At 60.8% G+C, this 21,272-nt stretch carries 19 protein-coding genes; 8 read left to right on the forward strand and 11 right to left on the reverse strand.

All coding sequences use genetic code 11. The features are described 5' to 3' along the window. Positions 1–346 precede the first annotated feature (346 nt). The 7 genes from AAEZ03_RS19580 (at position 347) to AAEZ03_RS19610 (ending at position 7,473) form a co-directional block, all read left to right on the forward strand. Positions 347–1,201, forward strand: a complete 855-nt coding sequence (locus AAEZ03_RS19580) for a MurR/RpiR family transcriptional regulator (RefSeq protein WP_153376074.1) — start codon at positions 347–349, stop codon at positions 1,199–1,201. 37 nt (positions 1,202–1,238) lie between these two features. Further along, positions 1,239–1,790, forward strand: coding sequence for a D-alanyl-D-alanine dipeptidase (gene ddpX, locus AAEZ03_RS19585; RefSeq protein ID WP_277620018.1), 552 nt, complete (start codon positions 1,239–1,241; stop codon positions 1,788–1,790). Positions 1,791–1,971: 181 nt separating this feature from the next. After that, complete coding sequence (locus AAEZ03_RS19590; protein WP_502947935.1) at positions 1,972–3,543, forward strand: ABC transporter substrate-binding protein; 1,572 nt, start codon at positions 1,972–1,974, stop codon at positions 3,541–3,543. Positions 3,544–3,619: 76 nt separating this feature from the next. Next, entirely contained in the window at positions 3,620–4,636 is a 1,017-nt protein-coding gene (locus AAEZ03_RS19595; RefSeq protein WP_153333999.1) for an ABC transporter permease, read from the forward strand. A 1-nt stretch (position 4,637) separates the two neighbouring features. Beyond that, entirely contained in the window at positions 4,638–5,522 is an 885-nt protein-coding gene (gene ddpC / locus AAEZ03_RS19600; protein ID WP_048369273.1) for a D,D-dipeptide ABC transporter permease, read from the forward strand. Between the two features lie 2 nt (positions 5,523–5,524). Next, complete coding sequence (locus AAEZ03_RS19605) at positions 5,525–6,514, forward strand: ABC transporter ATP-binding protein (protein ID WP_350580883.1); 990 nt, start codon at positions 5,525–5,527, stop codon at positions 6,512–6,514. Continuing rightward, positions 6,514–7,473, forward strand: coding sequence for an oligopeptide/dipeptide ABC transporter ATP-binding protein (locus AAEZ03_RS19610; protein ID WP_350580886.1), 960 nt, complete (start codon positions 6,514–6,516; stop codon positions 7,471–7,473). The genes AAEZ03_RS19605 and AAEZ03_RS19610 overlap by 1 nt, the downstream gene beginning before the upstream one ends. Before the next feature lie 103 nt (positions 7,474–7,576). Here AAEZ03_RS19610 and lpdA read toward each other — a convergent pair whose 3' ends face one another. The 11 genes from lpdA to AAEZ03_RS19665 all read right to left on the reverse strand — a co-directional run bounded on the left by lpdA (position 7,577) and on the right by AAEZ03_RS19665 (position 20,225). Beyond that, complete coding sequence (gene lpdA / locus AAEZ03_RS19615) at positions 7,577–8,968, reverse strand: dihydrolipoyl dehydrogenase (protein WP_350580888.1); 1,392 nt, start codon at positions 8,966–8,968, stop codon at positions 7,577–7,579. Positions 8,969–8,978: 10 nt separating this feature from the next. Next, positions 8,979–10,193, reverse strand: a complete 1,215-nt coding sequence (locus AAEZ03_RS19620; protein WP_350580890.1) for a pyruvate dehydrogenase complex dihydrolipoamide acetyltransferase — start codon at positions 10,191–10,193, stop codon at positions 8,979–8,981. Further along, complete coding sequence (locus AAEZ03_RS19625; protein WP_153328603.1) at positions 10,193–10,678, reverse strand: VOC family protein; 486 nt, start codon at positions 10,676–10,678, stop codon at positions 10,193–10,195. The genes AAEZ03_RS19620 and AAEZ03_RS19625 overlap by 1 nt, the downstream gene beginning before the upstream one ends. Further along, on the reverse strand, positions 10,675–12,867 hold the full coding sequence (locus tag AAEZ03_RS19630; protein ID WP_350580892.1) for an alpha-ketoacid dehydrogenase subunit alpha/beta: 2,193 nt from the start codon (positions 12,865–12,867) through the stop codon (positions 10,675–10,677). The genes AAEZ03_RS19625 and AAEZ03_RS19630 overlap by 4 nt, the downstream gene beginning before the upstream one ends. A gap of 63 nt (positions 12,868–12,930) precedes the next feature. Further along, on the reverse strand, positions 12,931–13,743 hold the full coding sequence (locus AAEZ03_RS19635) for an SDR family NAD(P)-dependent oxidoreductase (protein WP_153351079.1): 813 nt from the start codon (positions 13,741–13,743) through the stop codon (positions 12,931–12,933). A gap of 126 nt (positions 13,744–13,869) precedes the next feature. Further along, positions 13,870–15,111: an OprD family porin gene (locus AAEZ03_RS19640; protein ID WP_350580894.1), complete on the reverse strand. Its 1,242-nt coding sequence runs from the start codon at positions 15,109–15,111 to the stop codon at positions 13,870–13,872. A gap of 119 nt (positions 15,112–15,230) precedes the next feature. Next, positions 15,231–15,953: an ABC transporter ATP-binding protein gene (locus tag AAEZ03_RS19645; protein ID WP_048369282.1), complete on the reverse strand. Its 723-nt coding sequence runs from the start codon at positions 15,951–15,953 to the stop codon at positions 15,231–15,233. Then, a complete protein-coding gene (locus AAEZ03_RS19650; RefSeq protein WP_048369283.1) occupies positions 15,950–16,705 on the reverse strand; it encodes an ABC transporter ATP-binding protein in 756 nt (251 codons plus the stop codon). The genes AAEZ03_RS19645 and AAEZ03_RS19650 overlap by 4 nt, the downstream gene beginning before the upstream one ends. Continuing rightward, positions 16,702–17,979: a branched-chain amino acid ABC transporter permease gene (locus tag AAEZ03_RS19655; protein ID WP_350580897.1), complete on the reverse strand. Its 1,278-nt coding sequence runs from the start codon at positions 17,977–17,979 to the stop codon at positions 16,702–16,704. Before AAEZ03_RS19655 ends, AAEZ03_RS19650 begins: the two co-directional genes overlap by 4 nt. A gap of 3 nt (positions 17,980–17,982) precedes the next feature. Further along, positions 17,983–18,924, reverse strand: coding sequence for a branched-chain amino acid ABC transporter permease (locus tag AAEZ03_RS19660; RefSeq protein ID WP_048369285.1), 942 nt, complete (start codon positions 18,922–18,924; stop codon positions 17,983–17,985). Positions 18,925–18,983: 59 nt separating this feature from the next. Beyond that, complete coding sequence (locus AAEZ03_RS19665) at positions 18,984–20,225, reverse strand: branched-chain amino acid ABC transporter substrate-binding protein (RefSeq protein ID WP_153435049.1); 1,242 nt, start codon at positions 20,223–20,225, stop codon at positions 18,984–18,986. 280 nt (positions 20,226–20,505) lie between these two features. On the opposite strand from AAEZ03_RS19665, the gene AAEZ03_RS19670 reads away from it, so the two are divergent. Next, the gene (locus tag AAEZ03_RS19670) at positions 20,506–21,219 is read left to right on the forward strand and encodes a FadR/GntR family transcriptional regulator (RefSeq protein ID WP_048369286.1); all 714 of its coding nucleotides are present in this window, start codon (positions 20,506–20,508) and stop codon (positions 21,217–21,219) included. Positions 21,220–21,272 lie beyond the last annotated feature (53 nt).

Genomic DNA, 21,272 nt, shown 5'->3' on the forward strand with positions numbered 1-21,272 from the left:
GCCTAAGCCCTGTGGGATACAGGACTCAGGCTGCACAGGGCGCTAGTTAATCTGTCCAACTTTTGGGGGGCAGTTCACAAGTGTGGGAGCGGGCTTGCTCGCGATGGCCTTCAGAGCCCCCCATTGAGTCGGTCAGTACGCGTCATCGTTAACGACCATCGCGAGCAAGCCCGCTCCCACAGAGCCTGAATGGCTTAAGTGAGCGGCATTCCCACGCCAAAAATTAATTCCTCTGCAATCCGCAGAAAAGCCGTTGTGTCCGCTCGAAGACTGATGTTATGTTGATAACACAAAGAGTGATAATGACACTCACATAACACTCACCTGTCGGCGCGCGTTGATCTTTATGGAAAAAAACAATTTTTTTCAGTTGCTGGAAAACGAGTTTTCCAGCATGACGCCGACCGGCAAACGGATTGCCAGTTATTTGCTCGGCAACCCGCAACAACTCCCTTTCGAGTCCGCTGACAGCATTGCACTGCAAGCCTCAACCACCGGGATATCGGTCGGGCGGTTCTTGCGCTCGTTGGGTTATCAGAACCTCGACGACGTCAAACAGAGCTTGCGCGGTGAAGTGCCTGCCTCCTGGTTGATCACCGACCGGATTGCAGCCTTTCGCGCTGAAAGCAACGGCGGCGACGCGCTCGACCGTTCGATGCAGCGTGAAATTGAAGCGATCCAGTACGTCTATGAAGTGGCGCGCAGCGAAGCCTTTGCCCAGATCGTCAAACGCATCCACGAAGCCGATGCCGTGTTTATTATCGGCATCCAGTCCACCCGCGGGATTCTCACGGCCTTTCACAGCCACCTTGAGTACATCCGCCCCAAGGTTTACTACGTGGACGGCCTGTCCGGCATTTACGCGGAGACGTTGAACTCAGGCTTCGACAACCCCTACGCGATCATTGCCGACTTTCGCGCGTATTCCAGCGTGACCCAGACCTTCTGCCAGGCGGCCCTTGAAAACGCATTGCCGCTGGCCCTGATTACCGACCTGCAATGCCCGTGGGCCCGTGACTACGCGCTGGACCTGTTGCAGATCAAAACCGATGTGGGCCAATTTTGGGATTCCCCGGCGCCGCTGGCATGCCTGTTGAATCTCATGGTTTCAGCTGTTGCGCAGCAATATGGCGAACACCTGGACGTCCGTTTGGCCAAGAACCGTCAACTGCAAAAAGCCTTCGGCCAGTTCGAAGGTTAAGCGCAGTGCCCCAACCGATTTCACCAGGAGTGAGTGTGTGAATCAGAGCGTTACCAGTCCCAGCCCACTGATTGAGATTGAAGCCCGGCAGTTTCAGGTGCAGATCAACATGATCTACGCCACTGCCGACAATCTGGCCGGCAAAGTGATCTACCCGACAACCCGGTGCCTGCTGCATCGCGATGCCGCTACCTGCCTGCGCAAAGCCAGCGAACTGGCGCGACTGGCCGGTTACAGCCTGCTGATTTATGACGCCTACCGGCCGCCTGCTGCGCAGTTCCTGTTGTGGGAAGCCTTGCCCAACGGCGACTACGTGCGCGATCCGCATCTGGGCTCACACCACAGTCGTGGTGTCGCGGTTGACCTGACACTGGTGGACGGCGACGGCGTAGCGCTCGATATGGGCACGGGTTTCGACACCATGGAAGAACCCTCGCACCAGTTCTACCCACACTTGCCCGTGCAGGTGCAACGCAATCGCTTGCTGCTGTTGGGGGTAATGCTCGGAGCCGGCTTCCAGCCGATCGCCAGTGAATGGTGGCATTACGAATTACCCAACGCCGACGACTACCCGTTGATCCACGAGTAACACCTGTTTGAGCCGTAAAGGTCGATGAAACCAAAGAGTTTCAGGGCCAACGCACTGCCCAAAAAGAACAACAAAAACGCTGTAAACATGCTTCAACTGCTACTGCCCGGTTATAGATTCCAAAAAAAAACCTGACCCACTTCCAGACATCGAATGTTGAAGGAAACCGGCAATGACCGTCATGAACCCCGTGAACCGCCACATCCCTCCCCGTGCCCGCAGATTGGCGCTGAGTTTTTTGTGTGCCGCCTTGAGCCTCGGCGCCTGGCAGGCTGCTACCGCCGCCGTGGCACAGGACACGCTGATTATCGGCAAACCCGCCGACCCGCAAACCCTCGACCCCGCCGTGACGTTTGATAACAACGACTGGACCATTACCTACCCGTCCTATCAACGTTTGGTGGGCTACAAGACCGACGGTGACAAGAGCAGCACCGAAGTCGAGGGCGACCTGGCCGAAAGCTGGACCGTGTCCCCCGACAACCTGGTATGGGAATTCAAGCTCAAGCCGGGCAACAAGTTCGATGACGGCAGCGCCGTAGACGCCGCAGCAGTGAAATTCTCGTTCGACCGTTTGATGACCCTCAAGCAAGGGCCGTCCGGTGCATTCCCGGAAGACATGGTGGTCACTGTGGTTGACCCGCAGACCATCCGTTTCACCCTGAAAACACCTTTTGCGCCGTTCCTCTACACCCTGGCCCACAACGGTGCTTCGGTGATCAATCCGCTGGTGGCGAACAAAGGCGCAGACATCAACGCCTGGCTGTCCAGCCACACCGCAGGTTCGGGCCCTTATCGTCTGGCCAACTGGCAAAAAGGCCAGTCGCTGACCCTGGAGCCAAACCCGCACTACGCCGGCCCCGCACCTGCGTTGAAAACCGTGGTGTTGAAAATCATCGCCGAGCCTTCGGTACGTCGCTTGCAACTGGAACGTGGCGACCTCGACATTATTGAAGACATGCCCGAAGACCAGTTGGGGGCGCTGGCCAGCAAGCCAGGCATTGCGGTCAAAGAGTACCCGTCCCTGCGGGTGACTTACCTGTACCTCAACAACAAGAAAGGCCCGTTGACCAACGTTGACGCCCGCCGTGCGATCACCGAAGCGGTGGACTACAAAGGCATCGTCAGCGGCATTCTCAAGGACAAGGCCGAACTGCTGAACGGGCCGATCCCCAAAGGCATGTGGGCGTATGACAGTTCGCTGCCAAACATGAAGCAGGACATGACGGCAGCAGCCGACAGCCTGGCCAAAGTGCCGAAAAAGATCACCAACCTGAGTTACATGTACTCGGACAAAGACGCCAACTGGGAACCGATTGGCCTGACCTTGCAAGCGGCCCTGGTCCCGCTGGGCATTAACCTCAAGATGGAAAAAACCGCCAACGCCACCCTGCGCGAACGGGTTGGCCAGGCCGACTATGATATCGCCGTCGGCACCTGGAGCCCTGACTTCGCCGACCCGTACATGTTCATGAACTTCTGGTTCGACTCCAAAATGCAGGGCTTGCAAGGCAACCGCTCGTTCTACAGCAACCCGCAGGTCGACACGCTGATTCGTGAAGCGGCCACCACCAGCGATCAGGCCAAGCGCGTCGAGTTGTATCAGGACGCGCAAAAGCTGGCGCTCAACGACAGTGCTTACGTGTACCTCTACCAAAAGAGCTACACCTTGCCGATGCGTGATTCGGTCAAAGGCTATGTGTTCAACCCCATGCTCGAACAGGTGTTCAACCTGGGCAGCATGAGCAAGTGAACCGGCGCTTTCGTGCACGCTGCTAAAGGCGTGCACGGTTTTCTGATATCTGTCGTTTGAGTAACAGAGGTGCCTTATGGCCTTCCTGACGTTGTTGCGCAAGCGCCTGCTTGGCCTGTTGCTGGTCGTGTTCGGTGTTTCGCTGATTACTTTTGCCATTTCCCACCTGATCCCTGGCGACCCCGCCCGACTGATTGCCGGTGACCGTGCCAGCGATGAGCTGGTGGCCGGCATCCGCCATCAACTGGGGCTGGATTTGCCGTTGTACCAACAATATGGCCGTTACTTGCTGGACCTGGTGCAGGGCGACCTCGGCACGTCGATCCGCACCAATCGCCCGGTGCTCGAAGACCTACAGGCGTTCTTCCCGGCGACCCTGGAACTGGCGGTGGTCGCGTTGTTCCTGGCGATTGTGGTGGGCGTACCGCTGGGTGTGTTGTCGGCCGTCTATCACAACCGCGCCATCGACCAGATTGCACGGACCCTGGCGGTCACCGGGATTTCAACCCCGGCTTTCTGGCTGGGGCTGGGCGCCATCGTGCTGTTTTATGGCCACCTGGGCTGGCTGCCCGGTGGCGGGCGTCTGTCCGAAGGGCTTGCCCCGCCAACCACGATCACCGGGTTCTACCTGATTGACGCCCTGCTGGCCGGAAACTTCAGCCTGTTTATGGACGCGCTCAAACACCTCATCCTGCCCGCCGCCACACTGGGTTTCGTGACCCTGGGAGTGATCGCCCGGCAAATTCGCTCCGCCATGCTCGACCAGCTCGGCGAGGACTATATCCGCACGGCCCGCGCCTATGGCCTGTCGCGCTGGACCGTGATCCTGCGCCACGCCCTGCCCAATGCGTTGATCCCTTCGGTGACGGTGCTCGGCCTGACCCTGGGCGACTTGCTTTACGGCGCAGTGCTGACCGAGACCGTCTTCGCCTGGCCCGGCATGGGCGCCTACGTCGTCAAGTCGATCCAGTCGCTGGATTTCCCGGCGGTGATGGGTTTCGCCATTTTGGTGTCGTTTATCTATGTGTTGCTGAACATGGCCATCGATCTTCTGTATCGCGTGATCGACCCGCGTATCGGCGAGGTGAATTGAAATGTCCGTTCCTCTGACTTCCACCGCCCCCACCCCGCGCTGGCGCGAGCAAACCGCCTACTTGATCCATCAGATCCGCCGCAGTCCGCTGACCATGGCCGGTTTGGCCATCACCCTGATGGTGGTGCTGTGCATGATCTTCGCGCCATGGCTGGCCAGCCATGACCCTAACGCCCTGAACCTCTCGGCGCGTTTGGCCGCGCCGTCTGCCGAGCACTGGTTCGGAACCGATGAAGTAGGCCGTGACCTGTTCAGCCGGGTACTGTTCGGCAGCCGTCAATCGGTCGGCGTCGGTTTGTTCGTGGCCTTTTCCGCGTGTTTTATCGGCGGGCTGCTGGGCTGTTTTTCCGGGGTGATTGGCGGGCGTTTCGACGCCGTGACCATGCGCATGATGGACATCATGCTGTCGGTTCCATCACTGGTGCTGATCATGGCCCTGGCGGCCGCTCTGGGTGCCAGCCTGTTCAATGCCATGTTGGCAATTACTCTGGTGCGGATCCCTTCTTATGTGCGATTGGCCCGCGGCCAGTCTTTGAGCATTCGCCAGATGGGCTACGTCAAGGCCGCCGAAACCTTCGGTGCCGAGCGCTGGCACATGGTCCACTGGCACGTTGCGCGCAACGCCATGCCGCCTCTGCTGGTGCAACTGAGCCTGGACATCGGCAGCGCCATTCTCATGGCCTCGGCCCTGGGCTTTATCGGCCTGGGTGCGCAACAGCCTACCGCTGAGTGGGGGGCAATGGTCGCCACCGGGCGCAATTACATTCTGGATAACTGGTGGTACTCCACCTTCCCGGGGCTGGCCATTCTGATTACGGCGACGGGCTTCAATTTGTTGGGCGATGGCGTACGCGATCTGCTCGATCCACGCCAGCAGGGGAAATAAGCATGTCTACTTGCAATCCAGTGTTGGCCATCGACAACTTGAGCCTTGAGTTCCCGGCCTACAAGAGCAGCGTCAAGGCCCTCAATGGCGTGTCTTTGCACGTCAACCCCGGCGAAATTGTGGGCGTGGTCGGCGAGTCCGGGTCGGGTAAATCCGTCACCGCGATGCTCAGCATGCGCTTGCTGCCCGAGCGCAGTTACCGGATCACCTCCGGCAGCCTGAGCATGCTCAATCGCGACATGCTCAACACCCCTGAAAAAGAGCTTTTGAAGATTCGCGGCCGTGATGCGGCGATGATCTTCCAGGAGCCGATGACCGCACTCAACCCGACGCGGCGGATCGGTCGGCAAATGCTCGATGTGATCATCCATCACCAAAAAATCAGCACACAACAGGCCCGGGCCAAGGCCATCGAGCTGTTGCGCGACATGCACATCGCCAGCCCCGAGCAGGTTCTGGACAGCTACCCGTTCGAACTGTCGGGCGGCATGCGCCAGCGGGTCATGATTGCCCTGGCGTTCTCGTGTGAGCCGCAGTTGCTGATCGCCGACGAACCCACCACCGCACTCGACGTCACGGTGCAACGCCAGGTACTGCTATTACTGCAAGAAAAGGCCCGGCAAAAAGGGACTGCCATTCTGTTGATCACCCACGACATGGCCCTGGTGTCGCAGTTCTGTGACCGGGTGTACGTGATGTACACCGGCGCGGTGGTTGAGCAAGGGCTGACCGCGGATGTAATGCGCAATCCGCGCCATCCCTACACCCAAGGGTTGCTCAGCGGCTTGCCGGAAATGGTCGAGCCGGGGCAGCCCTTGATGACCATTCCCGGGCAAGTGCCGAATCTCTCGCGCCTGCCCGTCGGCTGCACGTTCGCTGAGCGCTGCCAGCATGCGTTGCCAAAGTGCAGCGAGCGGCCGGTGTTGACCGCCATCAACCACGATGAACAACGTAAAAGCGCTTGCTGGCTACCGCATAAGGAGCTTTCGTGATGAACAGTGCAGTGTCTGAATCGGTGGCCGTGGTGCCTCACGAGATCCTTGAATTGACCGACGTGCGCGTGCGCTTCCCCGTCAGCAATGACTGGCTGGGTCGGCCCCGCGGCTATGCCCATGCCCTCAATGGCATCGACCTTCAGGTCAGGGCCGGGGAAACCCTGGGCATCGTCGGAGAGTCCGGCTGTGGCAAAAGTACCCTGGCGCAAGTGCTGATGGGCCTGGTTGCCCCCAGCAGTGGCGCGTTGAGCTGGGCCAACGGCAAAAAAGGCCAGGGCAGCAGCAATGTGCAAATTGTCTTTCAGGACCCGCAATCATCACTGAACCCGAGGTTGCCGATCTGGCGCATCATCACCGAGCCGCTCTATGCGCGCGGCATGCGCTCACGCGAACAGATGCGCGGCATTGCCTCGAAAGTGGCAGCCCAGGTCGGTATCCGTCCGGAGTACCTGGACCGTTTTGCCCACCAGTTCTCCGGCGGCCAGCGCCAGCGGATCGCTATTGCCAGAGCCTTGTCGTCGGACCCGGACATCATCGTGCTCGACGAGCCCACCTCCGCGCTGGACATCTCGGTGCAGGCGCAGATCCTCAACCTGCTGGCCGAATTGCAACGGGCGCGCAATCTGACCTACATCCTGATTTCCCATAACGTGTCGGTGGTGCGGCACATGTCTGACCGTGTGGCCGTGATGTACTTGGGGCAAATCGTCGAGCTGGGCAGCGCGGCGCAAGTTCTTGACCAGCCGCGCCACCCGTACACCCGCCTGCTCTTCGAAGCCGTTCCCCGCCTGGGCGTGCCATTGCGGGCCGAACAGGTGGCAGCGCCCACCGAATTGCCAGGCAACCGAAACCTTCCCCAGGGGTGTTTCTTCCGCGAACGCTGCAGCCTGAGCACCGATGGCTGCCAACAGCCGCAAGCGCTTGAGACGGGGGTTCGGTGTCATGTGCAACAGTAAATAAAGCGCTGTAGCCAGCGTGCTCACGGTCTTTTGATCGGGTGTTTTGAAGATCAAAAGATCGCGAGACAAGCTCGCTCCTACAGGCGAGGTGTAAGGTTTATTAGCTGTGCAGTGCCCGCTCGTAGGCGGCCAGCACGGCTTCGTGCATGGCTTCTGACATGGTCGGGTGCGGCAGGATGCTGTCGATCAGTTCCGCTTCGGTGGTCTCAAGCCCGCGGGCGATGACGTAGCCCTGGATCATTTCGGTGACTTCTTCACCAACCATGTGTGCGCCCAACAGTTCGCCGCTGTCGGCGTCAAAGATGACTTTGACGAAACCTTCGGTGGCGCCCATGGCGATGGCCTTGCCGTTGGCCACGAAGGGGAATTTACCGACGTTAAGCGCTTTGCCTGTCGCGCGTGCCTGGGCTTCGGTGTAGCCGACACTGGCCACTTGCGGGTGGCTGTAGGTGCACGCGGGGACGCTGAGCGGGTTCAACGGATGCGGGGTTTGCCCGACGATTTTCTCTACGCAGATCACCGCTTCGTGGCTGGCTTTGTGCGCCAGCCACGGCGCCCCGGCAAGGTCGCCAATGGCGTACACGCCCGGTTCGTCGGTGCGACAGTAGTCATCGACCTGCACATGGCTGCGCTCGACCTTGACCCGAGTCCCTTCGAGCCCAAGGTCTTCAACGTTGCCCACAATCCCGGCCGCCACCAGCACCACATCGGCCTGTAACGTCTCCTGGCGCTTGCCTTGCAGTTGCACCTGGACGCTGCCCTGCTGGACACGGCTGCTTTTGACTGCACAACCGGTGTACAAGTTGATGCCTTCGCGGGTCAGCGACTGGGCCACGTGGGCGCTGATGTCCTGGTCTTCGACCGGCAGGATGCGCTCGGCCATCTCCACCACGCTGACGTGGGCACCCAGGGCGTGGTAGAAGCTGGCGAACTCGATGCCGATGGCGCCGCCACCGATGATCACCAAACGCTTGGGTATGCTTTTTGGCACCAGCGCTTCGCGGTAGGTCCAGAAGTGTTGGCCGTCTGGCTCCATGCCCGGCTGCACGCGGGCCCGTGCGCCGGTGGCAAGAATGATGTGCGCCGCACTCAGCTGTTGTTCGCCCTGCTCGCCGGTCACGCTCAGCCGCTGCGGGCCATTAAGCCGCCCATGGCCGTTGAAGACCTGGATACGGTGTTTTTTCATCAGCCCGCTGACGCCGCGCTGCAACTGCGCCGCCACGTCGCGGGAGCGTTTGACGATGGCCTCCAGGTCCGGTTTGGCCTGGCCCACGTCAATGCCAAAGCCTTTGGCATTGCGGATCAGGCGCAAGACGTCGGCGCTGCGCAACAAGGCTTTGGTGGGAATGCAGCCCCAGTTCAGGCAGATCCCGCCCAAGTGGGCCTTTTCGACCAGCGCCGTGCGCAGGCCCAACTGGCTGGCACGGATCGCCGCGACGTAACCGCCGGGGCCGCCGCCCACCACGATCACGTCAAAAGTGTTATCGCTCATGGGGACTCCCTCAAATCAGCATGCCCAGCGGGTTTTCCATCAGGCCCTTGAACACGGCCAGCCATTGCGCCGCCAGCGCGCCATCCACGGCGCGGTGGTCCACCGACAAGGTGCAACGCATGACCGCGCCGGCTTTCAGCTCGCCGTCTTCAACCACCGGCTTCTGCTGGGTCGCGCCCACGGCCAGAATCGCTGCGTGAGGCGGGTTGATAATGGCGCTGAATTGCTCGACACCGAACATGCCCAGGTTGCTGATGGTAAAGCTGCCGCCCTGATATTCCTCGGGCCGCAGGCGTCCGTCACGGGCACGCGCGGCCAGTTCTACGACATCGGCGCTGATCTGCGACAAGGCTTTACCGCCCGCGTTGCGCACCACCGGGGTAATCAGCCCGGTGTCAGTGGACACCGCCACGCACACATCGGCCTCGTGGTACTGGCGCAACGCAGTGTCGGTCCAGGTCACGTTCATGGCCGGTACCTGGCGCAGGGCCACGGCCACGGCCTTGACGATAAAGTCGTTGATCGAGATTTTGCGCGGCGCGCTCTGGTTGACTTGCTCACGCAAGGCCAGCAAGCGCTCCATGCGAATCTCGACGTCCAGGTAAAAATGCGGGATCGTGGCCTTGCTCTCTACCAAGCGCCGGGCAATGGTTTTACGCATGCCGCTGTGGGGGATTTCATCAAAGCTCGGGCCGCTGACCGCTGCTGCAATCACCGGTGCAGGCGCTACGGGGGCGGCGCTGGCGGCTTCGACGTCGCGCTTGACGATGCGGCCGTTGGGGCCGTTGCCTTTAAGGCTCGCCAGGTCCAGCCCTTTGGCCGCCGCCAGACGGCGCGCCAAGGGGCTGGCAAAGACCCGACCCGTTTGCGCGGGCTGCGCAGCGACAGGCGCAGGTACGACAGGCGCCTCATCGGCTACCGGCGCGGGTGCAGCCTGTTGCGCGCCCGCCTTGGCCAGCAACGCAGCAATGTCGACGTTGCTTTCACCTTTGGCAAACAACACACCGATAGGCGAGCCGACTTCCACTTCGCGGCCCGCCTCGACGAGGATTTTACCCAGCACGCCCTCTTCTTCAGCGGCCAGTTCTACCAGGGCTTTTTCAGTTTCGATCTCGGCAATGCAATCGCCCACGGCAATTGTTTCACCTTCTTTGATGGCCCAATTCTGGATGGCGGCGTGGGTCGCGTTGGCCGACACCTCGGGCATGTGCAAGAGCTTGGCCATCAGGCACTCCGGTGGTTGAAAAGGTCAGGACGGTAGGCGGCGATGTCGGCGTATTCGACCAACTCCAGCACGTTGCCTTCCGGATCGCGGCAAAACAGCGCTTTCACCTCGGGACGCAGCTGGATCGCCTCGTCACCGGCGAAAAAGCTCGCACCGGCGCGCTTCAGGTCGGCGACCAGGCTGGCGATGTCTTCGACGATAAAGGTCAGGTAACTGGCGTTCTGGCGGTCGAGGATCAACCCGTCGACATGCCGGGTGGGCGTGCGCTCCGGGGCAAGCAATTTGATCCGCTCGCCGTAAGGCGTCTGCAAGCGCACCACGCTGTAACCGCCTTCGCTCAGCCCCACGCGTTGCGCGGCGGCGGCGGGCATTTGCACCTGGGCGACAAAGGTAAAGCCCAGCACGTCCTGATAAAACCGGCTGAGGGCCGGCAGGTCGACGCAGCAGATACCGACTTCCATTGGAACCAGCATGTTGACGCTCATGGACGTGCTCCTTTTTCGCGGATGACCTGTTGCAGGCCTTCAACCACTTCTTCGGTGCGGGCACTGGCGGCACGCTCCAGAACTTTGGAAATACTCGGCGAACCTTCACCGCCGGTAACCCGCTGAATCGGCTGGTCGAGCCAGTCGAAGCAACGGCGTTGCAGTTCGTCTGCCAGCCAGCCGCCGTAGGACGTGCCACGGGCGCCCTGCTCGACAATCAGCACGTTGTTGGTCTTACGGATACTCGCCTCTACCGTGGCCCAGTCAAAACTGGCGCGATCAAGAAAGCGCAGGTCGATGACCTCGGCGTCTATGCCGGTCTGCTCGACGGCTTCCAGGGAATGCCCGACCATGCTCAGGTAGGTCAGGATGGTCAGCTCGCGGCCTTCGCGGCGAATGGCGGCGGTGCCAAACGGGATCTGGTAGTCCAGGTCGTCAGTCGGCACTTCACCGGTCTGGCTGTACAAGTCGACATGTTCGATCACCAGCACCGGGTCTTTGCAGGCCAGCGCGGTGTTCATCAGGCCGATGTAGTCAAACGGCGTCGACGCGGCGACGATGCGCCAGCCGGGGCTGGTCACGTAAATGCCCGCCGGGTCCATGGAGTGCTGCGAGCCGTAGCCGGTGCCCATGGCGATTTTAGTGCGCAGTACCAAGGGGACGTCGCTTTGCCCGCCGAACATGTGCCGGGCCTTGCCGATCTGGTTGAACACCTGGTCGGCGGCCACCCACATAAAGTCCGGGTACATGAACTCCACCACCGGCTTGAAACGGCCATCGAGGGCCATCCCGCCGCCAAGGCCGCAGAAGGCGTTTTCGCTGATGGGCGTGCCGAGAATCCGCTCCGGGAAACGATCTTTCAAGCCACGGGTGGCGCCGTTGGTGCCGCCCTTGAGGCGATGCACGTCTTCGCCCATGACCACGATGCTGTCGTCGGTTTCCATGCGCCGGTTCATCACATCGGCAATCGCGTCGATGAATTTGCGTTTTTCCAGGGCGCCGCTGTAGCTCGCTTGCTCGCAGGTGCGGGCATCGGCCAGCTCGCTGAGGTCGCCACGAATGCCCACGTCACGAAAGTCCGCTGCCGGCCACAGCTCGGGGCGAATCCGCCGTTTGCCCGGCTTGCCGGACGGGTCCGCTTCAAGCAATTGCGCCGCGGCTTCAGCCATGGCCGCCTTGATGGTTTCACGCAGCGCGGTCAGACCGGCATCGTCGATCAGCGCGCGTTTTTTCATTTCAGTGGCCAGACGGTCCAGCGGGTCGCGGGCACGCCAGTGTTGTTCTTCTTCTTTAGTACGATAACCGAAGGCGCTACCGGGGAACGGACCATTCTGGTGGAAGAAACGGTACACGTCGGCTTCGATCACGGTCGGGCCATTGCCGGCACGCATGTGCGCCAGCGCTTGTTGCATGGCCAGGTACACCGCCAGCGGGTCCATGCCGTCGACTTTCCAGCTCGGGATGTTAAAGCCCAGGCCGCGGGCCGAAAGGCGCGGTTCGGCGGTGGCTTCGTCTACCGTGGTCGACACGGCATAGAGGTTGTTCTCGATAAAGAAGCACAGCGGCAACTTCCAGGCCGCCGCCAGGTTCATGGTTTCCAGCACCGAACCGATGTTGACCGCGCCGTCTCCAAAATAGGTGACCGCCACGGTGTCGGTCTGCGCATGCCGGTGGGCCCAAGCCGCGCCCGCCGCCAACGGTACACCGCCGCCAACGATCGCGTTGGTGCCCAAGGCGCCCGCCTCGGCCCATTGCAAGTGCATGGAGCCTCCCCGGCCTTTGCAGAAGCCTTGGGCCAGGCCGAGGATTTCTGCCAGGGTGCGTTGCAGCAAATTCTGGATCGACGGGTTGACCGGCGCTTTCGGGTCAATGCCCTCGGGCATCAGGTACACCAGCGCCTTGGCAAGAAACTGGTGGTGGCCACGGTGTGAACCATTGACTTCATCTGCTGCGCCCAGCGGCACGATCGAACCGACCGCGCCGCCTTCCTGGCCGATGCTGGAGTGTGCCGGACCGTGCACCAGGCCTTCTCCAGCCAGTTCCAGTACGGTTTCTTCAAAGGCCCGGATCAGGTGCAACTGGCTGAGCATGGTGCCCAGCAGCGCGGGGTCGGCCTGCTTCCAGTCGGCGTCGGTGGTACTCAGCTCGACCCACGGCGATGCCGGCGACAAGGCAACACTATTCGGCATGTTTACTTCTCCACAAAGAACTCAAAGCGACCGGCCCCTGCGGGCCGGCACAACGAAGGAAAGCTAGAAACCGTTAGCGGTCCAGCCGCCGTCCGAGACGTAGATTTGCCCGGTAATGAAGGTCGCGCTGCCAGAGGCCAGAAACAGCGCCAGCTCGGCCATTTCGCCCGGTTCACCCAGGCGGTGCAGCGGCGTGCGCTTGCTCAGTGCGTCAACGTCCAGACGGCCGGCGCGTTGCAGCTCATCGACCAGCGGAGTGCGGGTGTAACCAGGCCCGATGGCGTTGACGCGGATACCGTGGCGCGCCCACTCGACGGCCAGGCATTTGGTCATGGACACCACCGCCGCCTTGGTCGAGCAGTACGCAGTGCGCTCTGCGGAGTGCGACACGCCCCACATCGACGAGGTGTTGATGATCACGCCCGCCTGCTGCTCGATCATGTGCCGGGCAGCCGCCTGGGCGCAGATGAACACGCTGCTGAAGTTGATCTCTACGGCCCGGCGCCATTCGGCCGGGGTGATGTCGAGGGACGGTTTGTTGATGGAAACACCGGCGTTGTTGAGCAGCACGTCAATGCGCCCGAAGCACGCCTTGGCGTGAGCAAAGGCTGCGTCAATGGCGTCTTCGTCAGTTACCGACGCCTCGAAGCATTCAACCCGGGACTCAGGGAATTCTTGCTGGAGCTCGCCCTTGGCATCGGCCATGGCCTGAGCGTTGATATCGATCAGCAGCAAATGTGCGCCGTTGCGCGCAAAGCCTTTGGCGAGGGCCAGACCAATGCCGCTGCCGCCGCCGGTGACCACCACCACTTTGTCCTGGATGCCGGCATAGGCACTGTGCTGGAAAACAGGTGCAGAGCTATCTGAATGGGACATGAGGTTCTCACTTATTTTTATAGCTGGTCATACATTTGAATTAACTTGTCAGACCAGTGACGAAAAACTAACCCGCAGTAAGGGCTCTGTCAAAGGAAATTGTTACCGGATCAGTCAACTTGCCGATCAAAACAGCGCGAGGCTGTAGCTGACGATCAGGCGGTTATCGTCCACTGACGGGCCGAAACTGGAGCGCACCATGGCGTTTCTCCAGCGCAGGCCAAGGTTTTTCAGGGGGCCGCTCTGGATCACGTACGACACGTCAAAGTCGCGCTCCCATTCCTTGCCGGTGTTGCTGCCCGCCACCAGCACATTGTCGCCACTGACGTAACGCACAAAGGTGGTCAGCCCCGGGATGCCCATGGCGACAAAATTGTAGTCGTAACGCAGTTGCCAGGCTTTTTCCTGGGCGGAGGCGAAATTGCGCACCTGGATATCGCTGGGCAGCACAGTGGTGGTCGGGCTGAGCCAGATGGTCCCGTCGTCGCCATACATGCGCTGCCAGGCAGCCATCACCGTGTGCCCGCCGTGGGCGGCGCTGAGGGTGGTGAAGAACGAGCGGTTGTCGATTTTGCCGGCCTTGGCATCGCCCTGCTCTTCTGAGTCGAGCAAGCCGATAGTGGTGCCAAGGGTCCAGTCGCCCACGGGTTGTTTGTGGGTGAACTGGATAAAGCGCTGCCGGTATATGTCCTCCAGCTCAGCGCCCCACAGGCCAACCATGGTGCGCTCCTGGTTGAAGCGGTATTCACCGCCCAAATAGTTGTAACGGTCAGAGGTGGCGAAGGCGCGGCCGTCGATAAACATGTCTTCGCGGTTGCTGGAATTACGCTGGGTGAAGGAGCGCATCTGCCCGGCATTCAGGGTCAGGCCGGTGATTTCTTTGGAGGTCAGCATCGCCCCCTGAAACGTCTGCGGCAGCAGGCGCGCGTCGTTGTATTGGAGGATCGGCAGGCTGGGCAGCAATTCACCGACTTTCAGTTCGGTCTTCGACATCTTTAATTTCAGCGCCGCGCCCAGGCTGGAAAAGTCATCCGCCGAGCCTTTGCCGTCGGCAGGCAGCAACAGCGTGCCCGCACGCCCACCACCACTGTCGAGCTTGACCCCGAGGCGGCCGATCAGGTCTACGCCTACCCCCACAAACCCTTGGGTGTAGCCAGACTGCGCATTGAGCAGAAAGCCCTGCGCCCATTCCTCGCTCTTGGCCTGGCTGGCGTTGCTGTCACGAAAGTCGCGATTGAAGTAGAAGTTGCGCATCAGCACGTTGGCCGTGGCGTCCTCGATAAAGCCATGCTCCTGCGCCAGAACCAGGCCCGGCAAGGCGCTCAGCAACAGCAGGGGTTGTGTGGCGATGTATTTATTCAGGTTCATTTTTATTGTTTTTCCTGTTGGATTTAAGACGCAGAAACCCCTGGCGAACGCGTGTTTCGCCATACCGTCGGGGGGAATTGGCAGGCGAACCTGCCGGGTTGAATGTTGCGGCTGGTGCTTTAGACCGCCAGCCACTCCTTCATCAAATCGGGATCGTCGGTCAGCGCTTGCGGCGTGCCTTCAAAAACAATCTGCCCGTGGCCCATCACGCAGACCCGCGAAGACACCTTCAGGGCGATGGTCAGCTTTTGCTCCACCAGCAGGATCGACACCCCGCGGTGGTGGATGTCGCGAATGGCCTCGGCCACCACCGCCACGATTTTCGGCGCCAGGCCCTCGGTGGGCTCATCGATCAGCAGCACTTTCGGGCAACCCAGCAGCGAGCGGCACAAGGTAAGCATTTGCTGCTCGCCGCCCGAGAGGTTGCCCGCGCCGGTGTTGCGACGCTCCCGCAGCCTCGGGAAAAACTCGAACATCTGCTCGACCGTCCATGCCGTGGCGCCCGGCGTCGGCTCTTGCTGGCCCATGCGCAGGTTTTCTTCGACGCTGAGGTTGGCAAACACTTCGCGCTCTTCCGGGACAAAACCGACCCCGGCCCGACTGACCCGGTACGGCCTGAGCCCGGTCAATTCACGGCCTGCCAGCTGGATGCTGCCCGCGCTGGCAGGCACCAGGCCCATCACCGCTTTCATGGTGGTGGAGCGCCCGGCGCCATTGCGCCCCAGCAAGCTGACCACTTCGTTGTGGCCGATGTTGAGGTTGACCCCGTGCAGCACGTGGCTCTTGCCGTAATGCACATGCAGGTCGCTGATCGACAGCAGGTTTTGCGGGGTCGCACTCATGCGCATTGCTCCTCACCCAGATAGGCTTCCTGTACCCGGCGATCTGCACGGATTTCATCCGGCGTACCGGTGGCGATGACCTGGCCATACACCAGCACGCTGATGCGGTCGCACAGCGAAAACACCACGTCCATGTCGTGCTCGACAATCAGCAAAGATCGGCCTTGGGTCACCTCACGAATCAACTGCAAGGCGTAGTCGGTTTCTTCGTGAGACATGCCCGCCATGGGCTCGTCGAGCAGGATCACCCGCGGGTCACTGGCCAGGGTCATGCCGATTTCCAGTGCACGCTGCTCGGAGTAAGACAACTCCGCCGCGCACACGCTTTGTTTGTCTTGCAGGCGCACTTGCTCCAGCAGCTTTTCGGTCTGCTCGCGCACCTCGGGGTAACGCTGGACTGAACGCCAGAAGTGGTACTGCATGTGGTGCTTGCGCATGACGGCAATGCGCAGGTTTTCGAACACCGTCAGCCCCGGAAAAATGTTGGTGATCTGAAACGAGCGCGACAGCCCCAAATGGTTGATGTGCTCCGGCGAGCGCCCCTGAATCGGCGTATCGCCCAGCACGATCTTGCCGCTGGTGGGCTGCAACTGCCCGGAGATCAAGTGGAACAACGTCGACTTGCCCGCACCGTTGGGACCAATCACCGCATGCCGTTCGCCGTCGCGCAGTTCAAGCTCTGCGCCGCGAATGATGTGGGCCTCGCCAAAGGATTTGTGCACGTCGTGTAACTGCAGAATTGCGCGGCTCATGGGGCATCTCCTTCGGCTTGCAGCGTGAGTGCGGCAGGTTTGGACCCGCGTTCATCGTCCAGCAGGCGCAGCCATTGGCGCCGGGCCAGTTTGAGCATCAACAGCCCGGCCAGGCCCAGCAGTAGCGGCATGGCCCAGGTCAGTGGCGAACCGGGCAACCAGTCGCGGCCAAACAGGCTGATGGCGGGCCACGGCTGACCGGCAATCAGCAGCGCCTGGTAATCCTGGCTGAACACCCGTTGCAAGGTTTCGATGGCAAACACCACGGCCAGGCTCACCAGCGCAGCCGTCAGCAACGCCGTCACGGCGGCGGGGATCACTGCCAGCCAGCCGTTGCGCCGGATCTGCGCACTCCAGGCCAGCACCAGCCCGGCCAGACCGCTGGGCATAAACATCATCACCAGCACGAACAACAGCCCCTGATACAGCAACCAGGATTGGGTGAGGTCGGAGGCGGCGTTGCCAAAAAAGGTCATCAAGGCCGCGCCCAAAACCGGCCCGAGAAACACGTTGACCCCACCGATATAGGTGTTGAGGACCACCTCGGCGGAATAGTGCATATCAAACAGCACGTAGTTGGCCGACTCCAGATTCAGGGCCTGCAAGCCACCGGCGATCCCGGAAAACATCGCTGACAGGGCAAACACCAGCGCCCGCAAACGGTGCACGTTGTAGCCGAGAAATTGCAGCCGGTGACCGTTCTCGCGCAGGGCGAAAGTCAGGCGGCCCATGGGCGTCAGGGTGAAGGCGTAGAGCAAGGCAATCGACATCACCACCCACACCAGGGTCAGGTAATAGACTTGGGTCGCATCGCCAAAATCCAGGCCCCACGCCGGGCTGCGCATGGACGAAATACCCGCTTCACCGCCAAACAGCGCGCTCAGGTGCGGAGCCAGCGAGTGCAGCAACTCGGCCAGCGCCAGAGTGATCATCGAGAAGTACACACCAGCGCGTTTGGTCGCGAACCAGCCCGCGCACACCCCGCAGATAAAACCACCCAGGGCGCCGATCAGCGGCAGCAAAGGCGTTGGCAGCAGGCCATGACCATTGAGTGCATTCATCGCATGCAGCGTGGCAAACGAGCCGACGCCAAAGTACGCCGCGTGGCCAAACGAAAGCATGCCGCCCTGCCCGCACAGCAGGTTAAAGGCACAGGCAAACAAGGCCGCGATCAACATTTGAATGGCCGCGTTGACCATCGACACCGGTACAACAGCGGGCACCACGACGAGGGCCAGCAGCAAGACCAGCAGGAGGATTTTTGTGAGTTTCATGATCTACCCCTTCTCGCCCATTAACCCGGACGGCCGGATCAACAAAATCAGCAGCATCAGCGCAAATGGAATGGTGGCCGCAACGCTGGACACTTTGAGGGTCATCAAACCGCCCATTTGCTGCGCCCATTCACCGGCACCAAACAGGCCGAACACCGACGCCAGGCTGAGGTCCACGCCCACGGCGAAAGATGAGATCAGGCCGATCAACAGCGAGGCGACCATCGCCCCGGCCATTGAGCCCAAACCGCCGACCACCACCACGACAAACACAATCACCCCAAGCTCCAGCGCCATGTTCGGGTTGGTGGTGTAGAAGGCGCCCGCCAGCGCACCGGCCAGCCCGGCAAGGGCCGCGCCAATGCCGAACACCGCCATGAACACCAGCGGCACGTTATGCCCCAGGGCCTCGGCCATTTGCGGGCGATGGATTGCTGCGCGCACCACGATGCCGACCCGGGTGCGGGTCAGCAGCAGATAGATGAGGGCAAATACCAGCAGCGAGACAATGCCCATCAGCAGCCGGTAGAACGGATAGTCAGTGCTGAACACCTGGAACGCGGCGAAGTTGAGGAACTCCGGCACCCGGTATTCCACCGAGAAGTTGCCGTAGAACAACTTGATCAGCTCAACAATGATGAACGTCAGGCCAAAGGTCAGCAGCAGTTCGTGAGCGTGCCCGTACTTGTGCACGCGACGCAGGAAGAAGCGCTCGACAATCACCCCGATCAGCCCCACCAGCACGGTCGAAAGCAGCACCGCGCCGACAAAGCCGACGTATTTTTGCAGGGTGTAGGCCAGGTAGGCGCCCACCATATAAAAGGAGGCATGGGCGAAATTGAGCACGCCCATCATGCCAAAGATCAGCGTCAGGCCAGCTGAAACCATGAACAGCAGCAGGCCGTAGATCACGCCGTTAAGCAGTGAAACTGTGAGGAATTCCATAGGCGACTCCAGCGTTCGCGATGGACAAAAAGGCGTGCCGGGTGGCACGCCAGGCAGCGTCAGTCGGGCCTTTGCATGCGGCAGTCAGTTTGCACCGGCGCTGCGGCTTCATCGGCGCTGAACGACTTGATCGGGACAAAGCCCATGTCGGTGCCGTCAACCTTGTAGCGCGCATCTTTGGAGACCACCGACACCACGAATGGCATCAGCAATTGGTGGTCTTCGGCGCGCATGCGCACGGCACCCAGCGGGTTGCTGTCGCTGGCTTTTTCCAGGGCCAGGGCGAAGCTGCGGGTGTTGAGGCGACCATCTTCTGCCGGCAAGGTTTTCAGCACATTGCCCACCATCTGCAAGGCGAACACGGTTTGCGGCTCGATATAGGCTGGCAGGTGCCCGGTCTTGGCCTGGTACTCGGTGGCGAACTTCTCGCCCTGCTCGCCTGCGGCTTCAATGTTGAACGGGTGCGAAACGTAATGCCCCAACGCGACATCACCGGCGTTAGCCAGGTTGCCTGGCTGATCGAGGAAGGCGGTGCCAAAGCGCAGCTTGAGGCCCGCCGCACGGCTGGCTTTCATCAGCAAGAGCAAGTCGTTGCCCCAGTTACCGGTGAGCACGGTTTCAGCGCCAGAGGCCTGGATACGGGCGATGTAAGGGGCGAAATCCTGGACTTTCTGGGTGTCGTGCAGGCTTTTGCCCACCAACTGATAACCCCCCGCCGCGGCGTTGTCGGTGATGGCTTTTTCCATGTCCTGGCCCCAGCTGTAGTTCTGGTTCATGGAATAGACTTTAGTGCCCAGGGTGCCGGCTTCTTTCATGGCTGCCACCAGGGTCTTGACCCGGATTGGCGCGTTGCCGTTGAAGCGGAAGTGGTAGAAGTGACATTTGCTGCCGGTGAGTTCCAGGGCCTCACCGCCGACGTTGAGGAACACGACTTCCTTGCCCTTGTTGCGCAGGTTGTACTTGCGCACATCTTCTGTGATTTGCCCGGCCGCCACTGACGAGGCGCCTTGAACGATCATTTGTGCGCCGCTGCCAATTGCAGCCTTGAGTTTTTCGGAAGCGCCGGCCGGGGTGCCCTGGCTATCGAATTCGAGCAGCTGGATGGGTTCACCATTCCAGCCACCTTCAGCGTTCAGGCGGTCGATCTGGAAGCGCGTGGCGGCCCGGAACATTTGCCCGGTGGCGGCGGAGGGTCCCGACAGGGTCTCGACCAACGCTACTTTCAAAGGATCAGCGCAGGCGATACCGGCGAGCAGGGTCGTGCCGAAGGTGAGCAGACGCAGCGTGGTCTTTGTGTGCATGGAAGCCTCGTTTTTTATTTTTATGTACGATCTGGTCGAACATCATCATCGACATGTCAGACCAGTTGGCGAAAATTACGACAACGCTGCGCCGAAGTCAAAGCACCCACGGGCAAAAAAGTGCATTTATTTCCGATTGATTCACTCAAACACCTTGAAATGTGCAGGCTTGAGCAGATAAAAAAATTTCTAAACTTGTAAGACCACAGTCCATTCATTCACTATTCTCAGCCAATCACTTATGCCCGTACCCGCGCTGCCTCGCGGCAGAGGACTCACAATGAAAAGCGTTAACGTACAAAGCAACCAGCCCTTGCCAATGGAAATCGTCAACTGGCTCAGTGGCGAAATCCACTCCGGGCGGCTGGCCACCGGCGATCAACTGCCCAGCGAGCGGCAGTTGTGCGAACAGTTTTCGGTCAGCCGGGCGGTGGTGCGCGAAGCCTTGTCGCAACTCAAGTTCGAAGAACTGATCACCACCCAGCAAGGCAAAGGCGCTTTCGTGGCCAAGCGCGGCGAGCGTCACGCCTTCCGCCTCAACGAAGTGTCGCTCGACGAAGAAGACTCCCTGCTGCACATCCTCGAGTTCTTGATCACCATCGAGGTGGGCGCCACGCGCCTTGCAGCGTTGCGCCATACCCCGGAAGACCTGAAGAAAATACGCCAGGCGTTGGTCGGCATGGAATACGCCATGGTTAACGACCAACTGGGCGATGAAGAGGACTACGCCTTCCACCAGGCGATTGTCGCGGCCACCCATAACCCGCATTTCAAATCGCTGAATGAATACCTCGATCACAGTGTCCGGCGCCTGATTCGCGAGGCCCGCAGCAACACGGCGGCGATCTACAACGAGCTGATCCAGGCGGTGCAGGACGAACACCAGGCCATCTTCCAGGCCATTCAGGCGCGCGATCCGGTGCGGGCTGGCGAAGCCGCCGAGCGTCATCTGCGCAATGCCGCCAAGCGCATGGACATGTACCTGCAGGACTGATCCTCCTGCAGCACCCTTGACACTGAAAAGGGAAGCCTCCTACCATCCTGTCA

It is taken from the genome of Pseudomonas sp. HY2-MNA-CIBAN-0224 (genome assembly GCF_040310285.1).
Taxonomy (GTDB): domain Bacteria; phylum Pseudomonadota; class Gammaproteobacteria; order Pseudomonadales; family Pseudomonadaceae; genus Aquipseudomonas; species Aquipseudomonas helleri.

Coding starts and splice junctions, on each gene's coding strand:
- AAEZ03_RS19580 (WP_153376074.1), top strand. CDS start 347: ATGGAAAAAAACAATTTTTTTCAGTTGCTGGAAAACGAGTTTTCCAGC.
- AAEZ03_RS19590 (WP_502947935.1), top strand. CDS start 1,972: ATGAACCCCGTGAACCGCCACATCCCTCCCCGTGCCCGCAGATTGGCG.
- AAEZ03_RS19595 (WP_153333999.1), top strand. CDS start 3,620: ATGGCCTTCCTGACGTTGTTGCGCAAGCGCCTGCTTGGCCTGTTGCTG.
- ddpC (WP_048369273.1), top strand. CDS start 4,638: ATGTCCGTTCCTCTGACTTCCACCGCCCCCACCCCGCGCTGGCGCGAG.
- AAEZ03_RS19605 (WP_350580883.1), top strand. CDS start 5,525: ATGTCTACTTGCAATCCAGTGTTGGCCATCGACAACTTGAGCCTTGAG.
- AAEZ03_RS19610 (WP_350580886.1), top strand. CDS start 6,514: ATGAACAGTGCAGTGTCTGAATCGGTGGCCGTGGTGCCTCACGAGATC.
- lpdA (WP_350580888.1), bottom strand. CDS start 8,968: ATGAGCGATAACACTTTTGACGTGATCGTGGTGGGCGGCGGCCCCGGC.
- AAEZ03_RS19620 (WP_350580890.1), bottom strand. CDS start 10,193: ATGGCCAAGCTCTTGCACATGCCCGAGGTGTCGGCCAACGCGACCCAC.
- AAEZ03_RS19625 (WP_153328603.1), bottom strand. CDS start 10,678: ATGAGCGTCAACATGCTGGTTCCAATGGAAGTCGGTATCTGCTGCGTC.
- AAEZ03_RS19630 (WP_350580892.1), bottom strand. CDS start 12,867: ATGCCGAATAGTGTTGCCTTGTCGCCGGCATCGCCGTGGGTCGAGCTG.
- AAEZ03_RS19635 (WP_153351079.1), bottom strand. CDS start 13,743: ATGTCCCATTCAGATAGCTCTGCACCTGTTTTCCAGCACAGTGCCTAT.
- AAEZ03_RS19640 (WP_350580894.1), bottom strand. CDS start 15,111: ATGAACCTGAATAAATACATCGCCACACAACCCCTGCTGTTGCTGAGC.
- AAEZ03_RS19645 (WP_048369282.1), bottom strand. CDS start 15,953: ATGAGTGCGACCCCGCAAAACCTGCTGTCGATCAGCGACCTGCATGTG.
- AAEZ03_RS19650 (WP_048369283.1), bottom strand. CDS start 16,705: ATGAGCCGCGCAATTCTGCAGTTACACGACGTGCACAAATCCTTTGGC.
- AAEZ03_RS19655 (WP_350580897.1), bottom strand. CDS start 17,979: ATGAAACTCACAAAAATCCTCCTGCTGGTCTTGCTGCTGGCCCTCGTC.
- AAEZ03_RS19660 (WP_048369285.1), bottom strand. CDS start 18,924: ATGGAATTCCTCACAGTTTCACTGCTTAACGGCGTGATCTACGGCCTG.
- AAEZ03_RS19665 (WP_153435049.1), bottom strand. CDS start 20,225: ATGCACACAAAGACCACGCTGCGTCTGCTCACCTTCGGCACGACCCTG.
- AAEZ03_RS19670 (WP_048369286.1), top strand. CDS start 20,506: ATGAAAAGCGTTAACGTACAAAGCAACCAGCCCTTGCCAATGGAAATC.